General features: G+C 40.2%; 12 protein-coding genes and 1 tRNA gene. 5 read left to right on the top strand and 8 right to left on the bottom strand.

All coding sequences use genetic code 11. From position 1 onward, the window contains the following. The 6 genes from ACZ5Q0_RS12630 to ACZ5Q0_RS12605 form a co-directional block, all read right to left on the bottom strand. A complete protein-coding gene (locus tag ACZ5Q0_RS12630; protein ID WP_446820319.1) occupies positions 1-846 on the bottom strand; it encodes an MTAP family purine nucleoside phosphorylase in 846 nt (281 codons plus the stop codon). A 73-nt stretch (positions 847-919) separates the two neighbouring features. After that, positions 920-1,987 carry a cyclic dehypoxanthinyl futalosine synthase gene (mqnC, locus tag ACZ5Q0_RS12625; RefSeq protein ID WP_446820320.1) on the bottom strand — a complete coding sequence of 356 codons (1,068 nt, stop codon included), beginning with the start codon at positions 1,985-1,987 and terminating at the stop codon, positions 920-922. A gap of 15 nt (positions 1,988-2,002) precedes the next feature. Beyond that, positions 2,003-2,830, bottom strand: a complete 828-nt coding sequence (locus ACZ5Q0_RS12620; protein ID WP_446820321.1) for a menaquinone biosynthetic enzyme MqnA/MqnD family protein — start codon at positions 2,828-2,830, stop codon at positions 2,003-2,005. A 15-nt stretch (positions 2,831-2,845) separates the two neighbouring features. After that, a complete protein-coding gene (gene mqnE / locus ACZ5Q0_RS12615; protein WP_446820322.1) occupies positions 2,846-3,931 on the bottom strand; it encodes an aminofutalosine synthase MqnE in 1,086 nt (361 codons plus the stop codon). A 208-nt stretch (positions 3,932-4,139) separates the two neighbouring features. Beyond that, positions 4,140-4,460 (bottom strand): hypothetical protein, encoded by a 321-nt coding sequence (locus ACZ5Q0_RS12610; RefSeq protein WP_446820324.1) that lies wholly within the window; start codon positions 4,458-4,460, stop codon positions 4,140-4,142. Positions 4,461-4,548: 88 nt separating this feature from the next. Next, a complete protein-coding gene (locus tag ACZ5Q0_RS12605; protein ID WP_446820325.1) occupies positions 4,549-5,484 on the bottom strand; it encodes a D-alanine--D-alanine ligase in 936 nt (311 codons plus the stop codon). A 716-nt stretch (positions 5,485-6,200) separates the two neighbouring features. On the opposite strand from ACZ5Q0_RS12605, the gene ACZ5Q0_RS12600 reads away from it, so the two are divergent. Beyond that, positions 6,201-6,276: transfer RNA gene (locus ACZ5Q0_RS12600), tRNA-Trp, on the top strand. Between the two features lie 77 nt (positions 6,277-6,353). Here ACZ5Q0_RS12600 and ACZ5Q0_RS12595 read toward each other — a convergent pair. After that, positions 6,354-7,247 carry a hypothetical protein gene (locus ACZ5Q0_RS12595; protein WP_446820327.1) on the bottom strand — a complete coding sequence of 298 codons (894 nt, stop codon included), beginning with the start codon at positions 7,245-7,247 and terminating at the stop codon, positions 6,354-6,356. A gap of 156 nt (positions 7,248-7,403) precedes the next feature. Continuing rightward, the gene (locus ACZ5Q0_RS12590; protein ID WP_446820329.1) at positions 7,404-8,384 is read right to left on the bottom strand and encodes a mechanosensitive ion channel family protein; all 981 of its coding nucleotides are present in this window, start codon (positions 8,382-8,384) and stop codon (positions 7,404-7,406) included. A gap of 437 nt (positions 8,385-8,821) precedes the next feature. Between ACZ5Q0_RS12590 and ACZ5Q0_RS12585 the strand changes: the two genes are divergently transcribed. The 4 genes from ACZ5Q0_RS12585 (at position 8,822) to ACZ5Q0_RS12570 (ending at position 12,810) form a co-directional block, all read left to right on the top strand. Then, positions 8,822-9,277, top strand: coding sequence for a YaiI/YqxD family protein (locus ACZ5Q0_RS12585; protein WP_446820330.1), 456 nt, complete (start codon positions 8,822-8,824; stop codon positions 9,275-9,277). A gap of 207 nt (positions 9,278-9,484) precedes the next feature. Beyond that, complete coding sequence (gene msrB, locus ACZ5Q0_RS12580) at positions 9,485-10,441, top strand: peptide-methionine (R)-S-oxide reductase MsrB (protein ID WP_446820331.1); 957 nt, start codon at positions 9,485-9,487, stop codon at positions 10,439-10,441. Between the two features lie 307 nt (positions 10,442-10,748). Then, a complete protein-coding gene (locus tag ACZ5Q0_RS12575; protein ID WP_446820333.1) occupies positions 10,749-12,284 on the top strand; it encodes an oxygen-binding di-iron domain-containing protein in 1,536 nt (511 codons plus the stop codon). 166 nt (positions 12,285-12,450) lie between these two features. Then, positions 12,451-12,810, top strand: coding sequence for a carboxymuconolactone decarboxylase family protein (locus ACZ5Q0_RS12570; RefSeq protein WP_446820334.1), 360 nt, complete (start codon positions 12,451-12,453; stop codon positions 12,808-12,810). The last annotated feature ends 12 nt before the right edge of the window (positions 12,811-12,822 follow it).

Genomic DNA, 12,822 nt, shown 5'->3' with positions numbered 1-12,822 from the left:
TTAACCCTCCTTATGATACACTTCCTTTAACAAGGTTTCTTTACGCAAACTTGGACAGGTACAGTCCTGCCTGGTGGGAAGATCACGTAAAAATTCCAGCATAAGTCCTCCTAGCATGCAACTCTCATTGTAAAAAATATCTGCCAATTCTTCATGTCTCCAGGGAGCAACAATACCTTCGGCATAATTGACTACCAGGTAAATACCCGCATAGCAGGCCCCTATTTCCCTGGCCAGGTATACCTCTGGACATATACTCTGCCCTACAATGTCCCCGCCGGCGATCTTGAACAGGTTGACTTCAGCCGGACTTTCAAAATGGCGACCATCGGTGTTTACATAAATACCCCGATCAAAAACCCGTCCTTTCCAGTGGTTTTCAAGATGTTTTACCAGAGAGCGTCTCATTTCTGGACACAGGGCCTCTCTCATCACCAACAGGTGTTTAGCTTCCAAACCTACATCTTTGCGTACTGAAAAATCCATATAATCATGAGCAATTACCAGATCACGGGTACGTAAAAGATGGTTTATTGCTCCTACCCCACCTTCAACCAGAATTCTTTTCACCCCGGCCTGTTTGAAAACCCAGAAGATCTGCCGGGAAGCATCGGCTCTGGTTACTCCAGATCTCCAACCATGCATCCGACAGGTTAGTACCCTTCTGGTTCCCTCTGCTCCGGTAAGCTCTAGCAGCTTAAAAGCAGGACTGGTGCCAAATGGGGTGGTAAAGGTCAAATCTTTTTCTATAATATTTACATAGTCTAAGTTAAGGTCTTCAGGCATTTCTATACTAAGGGTACTTGAACCCCCGATTAAAGCCAATTCACTAGCTGGTATATTCATCTTCCTAACTCCTCTGAATAATTTATCAAGGCTTGTGTTAAAAGTTATTGTGCTAAGTTCCCAATACTTTATTTTAGAATGTTTTTAATATTTCATATGCTGTATTGCGTAAAGCCGGTGTCAAGCCTGTACCCCTTATAATATTTACCATTTCATCAAGTTGCATCTTGTAAGTTAGTCCTGCCGCCCGGACTACGTTTTCTTCCAGCATAATACTGCCTAAATCATCAGCCCCAAAATAAAAGGATAGTTGCCCGATTCTTTTACCCTGAGTAACCCAGGATCCCTGAATATGATCGATATTATCAAAATAGAGCCGGCATAAAGCTAAAAACCGCAAATACTCCAGGGAGGATATTTTTTCCCCCATAAGTTCGTTATTGCCAGGCTGGTAAGTCCAGACAATAAACGCCCGGAATCCATCCCCGCTCTCGTCCTGCAAGCTGCGAATTTGCTCTAAATGGTGTAAGCGGTGTTTCATAGTCTCTACTCCGCCTATTACCATGGTAGCCGTGGTTTTCATGCCTATTTTATGGGCATTACGCATTACGTCCAGCCAGCCGGCCGTACTTATTTTATTGGGACTAATATGGCCTCTAACCTCATCATCTAAAACTTCCGCCCCTCCGCCCGGTAGTGAATCAAGCCCGGCCTTTTGTAATCTAAGCAAGGTCTGTGCAAGGGTTAGACCGGCGTTTTGGGCTATAAAAGCAATCTCAGGAGCAGTCAAGGAATGAATAGTAATGTCATATCTGGCTTTGATACTCTGAAACATATCTTCGAAAAACTCAATATTCAGATCGGGATTAAGCCCCCCTTGTATCATCAACTGAGTCGCTCCCATTTCTATTGCCTCGTCTATCTTAGCGAACAGGGTATTCCTATCAATAACATAGGCATCATTATCTTCTTTTTTCCGGTAAAAGGCGCAAAATTTGCACTTACAAGAGCAGATATTAGTGTAATTGATATTACGATCGATAATAAAGGTACCTCTTTTTTCCGGAAAACGCAAATCTCTTACCTGATTAGCAGCTCGGGCCAGATCAAATAAATCCGCATTATCAAATAGAAAAATAAATTCCTCTCCGGTCATACGCCTACCAGTAACTATTTCATTAAGTAGGTTCCTAGTCTTCATCAATAGTCTCCTCGTTTAAATATGCAAAACTTGTAAAGGGGGTACTTCATCAATAAGACCTAAATTAGCTGCCTGGCGATAATACTCCATCAACCCTTCCTGCTTATTCTTATCAAAATCAAAACGCAGGCTGGTAAAATAGTCGACCAGGTAATCAGGCCCAAAATCTTCCCATTGAGACGCCTTAGCAGCCACATCCTGAATATTGTCCAGACTGTATATCATTGACTCACAAAAGGTATTTTTAATTAGCTTAACCTGGTCCATACACCGGGCGGCGAATTCTTTTCTTATAGCCCAAACTGCAAATACCATAGGTAGACCGGTAAAATCCTTCCACTCTTGCCCTAGATCATATACATATAACCGATCTTCATTTTTATAACGGGCTCGTAGGGCATCATCTCCAATTAAAAGAGCGGCATCTGCTTCTAAAAGCATAGCCCCCAGTTCCGGTGCAGATGGGAAATATTCCGGGACACTGTGATAATAGCGGGCCATAATTATACGTAACAAGGCCTGAGAAGTAGCTGATATATTAGTTAGAGCTATTTTTTTACCATTAAGCTGGTCAATAGGTACCTTAGAAAACAGGTATATGCTTTTTACTTCCCCATCAGCACTAACTGATATATCAGGCATAATTACATAATCTCGGTAGTTACGAGCATAAGCAATAGAAGGAATAGGCGCTAAATCCAGCAGGTTAGCTTCTAACATACGGTTTAAATCAGTAGGATTGCCCTTTATCAAGTCAATCTCCAGCAAAAACTTCTTTTCGATAAGTCCATAAAATAATGGGAAACAATTAATAAATTGAATATGTCCTACTCTTGGTCGCATAATCATTCTCCTATCCTAATAGGTTTTTATAATGTTGTAGAGGGTGTCTCTTTCCGTGGGAATATAGCCTGACTCATTAATAAGACGGATGATCTCCTCCCGGGTGATTCCCCTTTTGGTACTGGCTCCAGCCGCATGCATAATCCGCTCCTCCACTATAGTTCCATCTAAATCATCGGCTCCAAAATCTAGTGAAATCTGGGAAACCGGTAGACCTAGCATGATCCAAAAGGATTTAATATGATCAATGTTATCTAACATTAATCGGGCAATAGCAATGGTTTTCAGATCATCTACCGCACTAGTCCGGGGAATATCTGCCATGCGGGTGTTTTCCGGCAAAAATGGTAAAGGAATAAAAGACTGGAAGCCGGGGGCTTCATCTTGCAGTTCTCTAAGTTTTATCATGTGATCTATCCGGTGGGCGAAAGACTCCACATGGCCGAATAACATAGTACAGTTAGTCTTGATACCTAACTGATGAGCGGTACGATGCACCTCTAGCCAATCTTCACTCATTGCTTTACGGGGGCACAATTCCTGTCTGAGCTCGTCATTTAAGATTTCAGCTCCCCCACCGGGCATGGAGCCCAGACCTGCTCCTTTAAGCGTAGTTAATACTTCCTTTATAGATAGTCCACTAATTTGACTAAAATAAAATATTTCTACAGCAGTAAAAGCTTGTATATGAATATCCGGGTAAGCCTGGTGGAACCTTTTTATTATATCCAGGTAATAATCGAAAGGCATTTTAGGGTGCATAGCACTTACAATATGAAACTCGGTAATATTTCCGTTATCTACTGCTTGTCTTCCATATTCAAAGGCCTCATCAGCACTCATCAGATAGGGACCACCGTTGCCGTCCTCATCTACCCCGAAGGCACAAAATTTACAACGGGAAACACAAATATTAGTTAAATTTATGTGACAGTTAGCATTAAAAAAAACATGTCTTCCCGATACCTGCAGTTTCCTTTGGCGAGCCAGCTCCCCTATGGCCAAAAGATCACCTGATTCATACAGGTAAATTCCATCTGCGCGATTTAATCGCTGTCCCTGATCTATTTTTTCAGCGATTTCATTCATTCTTTTTTCCATACTGCATCTACTCCCCTATTTACTTATCGAATATTATAACAGATTAAACCTTCTAAAAGAGATGTGAAAAAGTACCGTACCAGCATCACATTACTTTCAAATTACACATGGTATTTACCACGGCCTAGCTTCAACCTCCCCATCATTAAAACGTAAAAAGCCTTAAGATTTAGTATCCTAAGGCTTGATTCCAGTTTAAGTGACTAGATCATCTACCGGATTTAGAGATTTTTTTGCCTTCACGGTAATTTATATACTCAATCGGGTCGACCTCTTCAGTAAAAACTAAAGCCCACTCCAGACGTTTGATAACCTCCTCGGTAGTTCCCGTTCCCGTGTAAATAAGTGGTTCACAGGACAGTCTTTCGAGAAAGACAGCCAGTTCAGCAGCCATGTCTTCAATATCTTTTAGCCCCTGCTTAACCTGAAACAATCTCTGTTCCGTCAGATCCTTTTGTAATTCGGTACTTTTAGCCAGTATATCTGTTATGGTGTCTTTGATTATTCCCGCCGGCAGAAAATTCGTCATAGCCAAAACCTCACACCACAAACTTCTTTACTATTTCTGGTTAGCCCGATCAAATCCCTTCTTTCATTAGCTTTTTCTATTACGTTTTTTAAGACTGGACTTCTAAAGCGAGTTTAATGATTTTATCTACCAGTTGGACAAATTCAATACCCGCCGCCCTGGCAGCATCTGGTACCAGACTCATCTCAGTCATACCTGGTATAGTATTTATCTCCAGGACATAAGGATTACCCTGCTGGTCAATCATGATGTCTACCCGGGCAAAACCACGGCAACCCATGGCCTGGTAGGCTTTTTGGGCTATAAGATTGGCCTGGGCAGCAATTTCTTCCGCAATACGAGCTGGAATAATATGATGACACATACCCTGGGTGTATTTGGATTCATAATCGTAGAATTCATTTTCTGAGGTAATTTCAATAATGGGAAGCACCTGGGCATTTTCATTACCAATAATAGCCACGGTTATTTCTGTCCCATCAATAAATTCTTCTACCAGAACATCATGATCATATACAAATGCCTGCTGAAAAGCTTCCCTTATATCAGCAGTATTACGTACAATTACCGTACCAATACTGGAACCCTGGGTAGCCGGTTTAATTACCACCGGAATCCCCAATTGTTGGGCTATTTCACACTCTATATTAGTCGGATCTAATTCGTATTGTGAACGGGAAACAATCATAAAATCAGCCGTAGGTATTCCATCATAATCCAGTAGTTTTTTAGTCAGAATTTTATCCATACATACAGCACTAGTAGCTACACCTGATCCAGTGTAAGGTATACCCAGAAGTTCCAGATGGCCTTGCACAGTACCATCTTCACCCTGCTTACCATGTAAAGCTATAAAAACCACATCAGGGTTAATCTTACTTATTTCTCCCAGATTGTTGCCGGTAAAATCAAGCTCAATGGCCTCATACCCAGCCTGTTTAAGGGCATGGTATACGGCCCTGCCGCTGCGCAAAGAAACCTCCCGTTCCGCCGAAGTGCCACCCATTAAAACTAGTACTTTCATACTAAAACCTCCATCCAACCAATATATCTTTAAAAGTCTTATGATTAAACCTCCAACCAGGTTTAGTTAATAAATTTCCTATATCATACTCATATCGTTCACTAATTATGAACCCTACTAAATTCATGAAGCTGCTGGAACTGCTAGCTTTTATCTTATCCTTAACCTAATACTGGTTCAAGCAACAATAAAAATATATGATCAGTAAATAATCACGTCAAAACTGAGATTGTTTATAAATCCTAATTAATAGTGTATTTTTGGTAAGCTATTTACCACCATAAACTTAAGGAAATTCGGTTGGCTTTGAATCAAGTACCAGGAAGGCCTTTGCAGAACATGTGTTCGTAGTTATAATTAATGCAATGGGAACACTTGTTCTGTATAACCTTTTGAGGTGATAAACAATGTTTAGCGGCTTTTCGAAAAAAGAAGTTAAGGAATCTTTTGTAGTGGCTGTAACTATTGTCGCTTTAGGGTATTTTTTTAGTATTGGATTACTGCTGATTTTGTAATTAGTAAAGTAATACCGATGGTGCTAATTAGAGCTAGATGACTAGTACTGGTTGGAAGCTAAACCACATGTAACCCACAGGGATCGGCTTTCTGTATTGTATATGTCGATAGTCTACGAAAATTATAAATAATTAGATCACTTTTACACCTTGAAGGATAAATTAATCTATGTTAAAATTAATTCTGCTAATAAGCATTGCAGGGGAGTAGCTCAATTGGCAGAGCATCGGTCTCCAAAACCGAGGGCTGCGGGTTCGATTCCTGTCTCCCCTGCCATTAAAGAAAATATTAAACCGCACTAGATGTGCGGTTTTTGCTTTTATAAACATATGTTCGTAACCAGCAAAAAACTATTACTGCCCTCCCCCCATCTTCTTACGGGAAAACTCATCTTTTAGTTTGCTCAAATCACTTATAGCTATTTCCCCTTTGATTAATACTAATTCCCGGGAGCGATTATCGATAGCCCTGATCACATCATTAATAGCAATTTCTGTACAGGTTATAGTTTTAGGTTCTATATCCTGAGCTTGCATTTTAAGCTGATCCCACTGATCTTTCATCGCTGGTATGTGCTCGGCTGCTTGCTCCCAGTTTTCCTTTCTCCCTTCAGCAATAGCAGTCATCGCTTCATATTGGGTGCGATAAAACATCGGCGGTACCGGGCTCTTAAACACCTGATCCAGATCAGCGTAATTCTTGTACATACCAATAGCTGCAAACAAGGCTCCCTCTAAATTTCGCATCCCTATTTCGGCGGTTAATCTATCTAAAGCAGCATCAAAGTCATCCCGTGCATTGGTAGTTAAACCGGCTTTAATAGCCTCAGGTTGCAGATCGTTCCAATTACGATGAATATCTTTTAAGCTTTGATCCTCTTTGTCCCAGTTTATCATCATTGATGAACTTGTTTGTTGTTTACTTCCCCCACTCTGTCCTTGATTTTGTTGTGAATTTTTTGAGCCTTCCTGCCCGGTTTCTTTATCCTGCTGGTCCTTTGAGGATACTATCTTATCGATTTGCCCGATAGTAGCAGCTTCCTGCATTTCTATTTTTTTACCTACCTCGACTATTATTGAATCTATAGCAGTTAATATTTTTTTAAATTCCTGGGGAGGCTCTGGTCTTTGTTCACCAGGGGCTGGTTTTTGAGAGGGCGATTTGTTTTTTGAGCAGCCACCTAGACACGGTGCAAAGATCATCATAAAGATGACTATAAAAACGATTGATTTCCTCCCGATCAACATGTATCACCTCTTAACTCAATTAACACTTACTGGCAGAAATTTACCATGCCCGTAAATATAGCTTTTCCCGAAACCGATTCATTAATACGGTTTGCTAAAGGAAGAAAAAAGGCGGCCTAGGGCCGCCAGCATTTATACAATATTAATTATCTGATTTTATTGACCTTCCTTTACAGAAATAGATTTTTCTAAATAAATACTCCGACTGGGGAAAGCTCTTGATACACCCTGCTCCTCTAAAATATTAATAATACGAAAATTAATGTTTTGGCGCACTGCTAAATGTTCATCCCAGTTAGTAGTATTTGTAAAACAGTAAATTAAAACATCCAGACTGCTTTCATTAAAATTTTCGAAATTAACCATAACCGTTTCCGGATGAATGTCGGGATGGTCAGTAAGCATTTGTTTTATATTTTTAATACAGGTTTGTAGCTTCTCCACCGGGGTATTATAGGCTATTCCCAGATGAAAACTAATACGTCTTTTACCCATACGGGTGTAGTTGGTAATTGGTTCATTAGCCAAGGTGGAGTTAGGTACCGTTATAACCGCTTGATCAAATGCCCTAACTTTAGTACTGCGAAAAGTAATATCTTCTACAGTACCTTCCGTGCTAGGAGTTTTTATCCATTCACCAATAGAAAATGGTTTTTCTATAATTATTACTATTCCTCCAAAAATATTGGCAAGAAGGTCTTTAGCTGCCAGGGCAAAAGCTAGTCCCCCCAGGCCAAGACCGGCAATAAATCCATCTACATCATAATTCCATTCCTCGGCTACCACCAGGATAATCAAAGCAACAACAATAAAACGAATCACCTTGGAAAAAAACGGTATAAGGATACTGTCCAGTTTTAATTTATTTTTTAGCTCGTTTGATATAACCGATTCTGTACCCGCCAGATCATAAAATCCCCACCCTATTAATATGACTACTGCTGAACGGGTTATTTTCAAGATTAACTGGTCCTGGTTAGAAGTAAGTGGTAAGTAATGTAAGGCGAAATAAAATCCAGCCAAAACAAACAGAACCCGGAGCGGTTTTTCAAAAGCGAGCAGTACTTGTTGGTCCAGGTGATTGCTAGTCCGGTTGGTTAAGCGAAGCAGCCATTGGAATAAGTATTTAGTAAACAATCCCCTTAATAATAGAAAGAGTAAAAAAATAAGCAATGATACGGTTATGTACCTGAGAGTGTCCGCACTTAAAATGTTGTGGATAATAGTCATTACCAAATTTAATACCTGTTGTACCATAATAATTCATCTAAACCGTCTAGTGGACAGCCTATTACTATCTCCTTTCTTTTTATGTTTGTCTGCCGGTAAGAGCCCAGACAGAACTGCGGATTAATTACAAGACTGGAGCTACAACCTGGCAGAGTAACACTAAGTAAATCCAGTATAATCACTACCTGTCTAATTTTATTTGGCCCTTTTAACTCAATTATTATTATCTTTAAAAGTAAGCAACAGGACCGTCCCTTTCCTTCCTCCTAGCTATTCCACCTTGCCTTATGAATTTATTATGACAGAATAAGGGTATGATAAACAAATAAAGTGAGGCAATAGCAGTGAAAATTATTATTGATGCCGATGCCTGTCCCCGTTCGGTATTGCAGATATGTTTAAGAGTTGGCCGTAAATACGCTACTCCTGTATGGACAGTGGCTAGTTTTAATCATAACATCAGTTCTGATCACCATATAACTGTAGGCAATGCATCACAGGAGGCCGATATTAAAGTTATGAATCTAGCCGATCAAGGCGATATAGTCATTACCCAGGATTGGGGATTGGCAGCCATGGTTATAGGTAAAGGTGCTAAATGCCTAAATCCAATGGGCAGGGTATATCGTCCTGATCAGGTGGATTTTTTACTAGAGGAGAGAGAAATAAAGGCTAAATTCCGCCGTGCCGGTGGGAGAACCAAAGGCCCGGCCAAGAGGAAATTACAAGATGACCGTCGCTTTGAACAGCGCCTGGAAGCCTGCCTGCAAATGGATAAATATAATGAGCCTTTTGAGTAAAAATTAATAATCAGCGGTGTGGTAACCCCTAAAATTTTTATTAAAATTCATCACTACATCACCATACATAATATACGCCTAAAAGCAGTAATAGGATGGTAATAATATATTTAGGCAATCTTTCCGCAGTTTTTACAGAGCCTGTAATAAGGGTTTTATGTACAGGGTAAACTGATTAACAACTCTAATATAATGGAGTGATAATAAGTGGCTAATTGTGAACTAGCTACCTTTGCCGGTGGATGCTTCTGGTGTATGGTAACACCATTTCAAGAGATAAATGGGGTTAATAAGGTGGTCTCTGGATATACTGGAGGATCAACTCCCAACCCATCTTATGAAGAAGTTTGTAAAGGTGATACTGGCCATTTTGAAGCAGTTCAGGTCACATTTGATCCATATTTAGTTTCCTATGAAAAACTTTTGGAAGCCTATTTTAGACAGATAGATCCAACTGATCCTGAAGGTCAATTCCATGATCGTGGTCCATCTTATCAAACGGCTATCTTTTATCATAATGAAGTGCAAAAGGAAAAAGCGCAAGTATTTATTGCCAATCTTAACAAGAGCGGTCGCTTTGATAAACCGGTTGCTACTAAGATCTTACCTGCCGGAGTGTTTTTCCCAGCAGAAGAATATCACCAGAAATACCACCATAAAAACCCGCAGCACTATGATATCTATCGTAAAGCTTCGGGAAGAGAGGAATTTATTAATCGATATTGGACCGAAAAGAAAATCTCCCGGGAGGACCTTAAAACTCAGCTTACACTACTTCAATATCATGTTACCCAGGAAAATGGAACCGAGCCCTCTTTTGATAACGAGTTTTGGGATAATAAACGTCAGGGTATATATGTGGATATTGTGTCTGGAGAGCCACTATTTAGTTCACGGGATAAATTTGATTCTGGATGTGGATGGCCTAGTTTTACCAGACCACTTAATCCAGACAACCTTAAGGAACAAGCAGATTTTAGCCATAACATGAGGAGAACCGAAGTTCGTAGCAAGATAGCTGATTCACACCTGGGCCACCTTTTCCCGGATGGGCCAGCTCCAACCGGTATGAGGTATTGCATTAATTCGGCAGCCTTGCGCTTTATTCCTTATGAAGACTTAGAAAAAGAAGACTACGGGAAATACCTGTCGCTTTTCGAATAGCATTATCGCAAAAAAAAGGAAGCCAAGGAACTTTCCCTTGGCTTCCTTTTTACTTCCTTCCTACTTGCCTACTTCTCTACTTGCGGCTTAACCTGATAGATGTTTTTTAATATTTATCATATCCATATACATGATTTATACCTTTTCAATCAAGTAATAATGTATCATATATGATAGTATGATAGACTCCTAGCAAATAAGTATTCTGATAAATTTTTCTATAACGCAAGGGGGATATTTGCGTTTGTTTTGCCCGTCGTTCAAATAGGTATAATCACAGCAAAGTATAAAGAAAGAAGGTGTATTTATGCAAATAACAGACAATGTTTATTGGGTGGGGGTACTAGATAAAGATTTAGAGGTTTTTGATCTGCTTATGAAAACCCCTCATGGAACCAGTTACAACTCCTATTTAGTCAAAGGTAAAGAAAAAAGCGCCCTTATCGATACAGTACACTCTGGGTTTTTAAACGAGTTTTTAGATAACCTAAAGGAAATTATTGATGTAGAAGAAATCGATTATCTGGTCGTTAACCATACCGAACCTGACCATGCCGGCTCAATTGAGAAACTACTTGATCTTAATCCTGCTTTAACCATCCTGGGACACCCTAATGCCATTGAATTCCTACGTGAGGTCTGTAACCGGGATTTTTCATTTAAATATGTAGCTGATGGCAGTGAAATTGAACTAGGTGGCAAAACGTTACAATTTATCAATGCTCTACTGCTACACTGGCCTGATACTATGTACACTTATATTAAAGAAGATAAAATACTGTTTTCCTGCGACTCCTTTGGAAGTCATTACCCCGATAAAAGGCTTTTTAATGACCTGATTGAAAGAGATCTGACTGATGATCTTAAACAGTATTTCGAAGTTATATTAGGACCTTTTAAATCTCCGATGCGAAAAGCACTTCGTCGCCTGAATAAATACCCCATTGATATGATATGCCCGGGACATGGGCCATTGTTAAGAAAAAATATTGACCAGTTCCTAAATCTTTACCGGCAATGGAGTGAAAACACCGTAAAGGGAACCGACACCAGGCCTAAAATAGTCTTGGCATGGCTTAGTGCCCATGGTTTTACGGAAACTCTTGTGGATAGTGTAATAAGTGGTTTAGCCAGCCAGGGAGATTATAATCTTATAAAATATGATCTCGTGAACTCAGACCCTGACGAAATTGCTGGCGAAATTGAGGTTGCCGACGGTTTTCTCATAGGTTCCCCTACCATAAATAAAGATGCCCCTCCACAGGTATGGAGCCTGCTTACACGACTTTCCCCCCTGATTCACGGAAATAAGATAGCGGGTGCCTTCGGTGCCTATGGCTGGAGTGGTGAAGCAGTACCGATTATTGAATCCAGGATGCGTATGCTCAGAATGAAAGTATTACCAGGTTTGCGTATCCGTATGAAGCCAACCCCTGCCGATCTGGAGCGGGCTCATGATTTTGGAGTTCGATTTGGTCGCGCTTTAGGCGGGGAGAAAAATTTACTGGAATACGATCTTTCTTTCCAAATTGCAGTAAATCCCAATAACCCCCACGAATTTAAAGCTGAAAATTACAAAAAAGTTTACAGCAATAAAGATATAAATGTACATTGGAATCCAGGACAATGTACTCATGATACCAATTGTTTTTCTACCCTTTCTGCTGTTTTTAACCCTGAAGCACGACCCTGGGTTAACATTGATGGTAGTGATCCGCTAGCTATTATTAAAACTGTAAATGGCTGTCCATCAGGGGCACTGAAATATTCTCTCCCGGAAGGTTCGTCAGTAAATCCTGAAGCAGCTCGAGGTCCGGGATGGATCGGCTACTATAATAAATAATTCAGAACACCACCAGCTCAAAGGAAGCAAAGGGACAGGCCCCTTTGCTTCCTTTTATTTTATGTATATTAATTATGTAAAAAGCAAACACTAATAGAGCAACAAAACCAAAAATAGCACATAAGGTTGTTGTAATTACTATATTTGGCTTAAGGAGGAAAGCTTCATGTCAAATACTACCCCTAGAGAAATGTTTAATGCTTTTACAGGAGGTCTAAAAAATCTTGCCAAAACTAATGGCGATCAGATCAGAGGTTTTATGAACCTGCTCAATGTATGTTACAAACCAGGAGCAGTAGATGTGAAGACTAAAGAACTCATCAGTGTGGCCATCGCCGTTTATAGTCGCTGTGAATATTGTATTGCCTTCCACGTTCATAAAGCACTAGAGGCAGGTGCTAACCGCGAGGAAATGGTGGAAGCAGCCATGGTAGCGGTAGCATTTGGTGGTGGACCTTCTATGGCTTATTCCGTATCCCTACTAATCGATAGTATAAATGAATTCGAACCTGATTTTATCAAATAATTCCAAGCGGCA

The organism is Syntrophomonas erecta subsp. sporosyntropha, assembly GCF_055395365.1.
The sequence above is the reverse complement of the archived record's forward strand: the minus strand, read 5'-3'. Positions and strand labels throughout refer to the sequence as shown.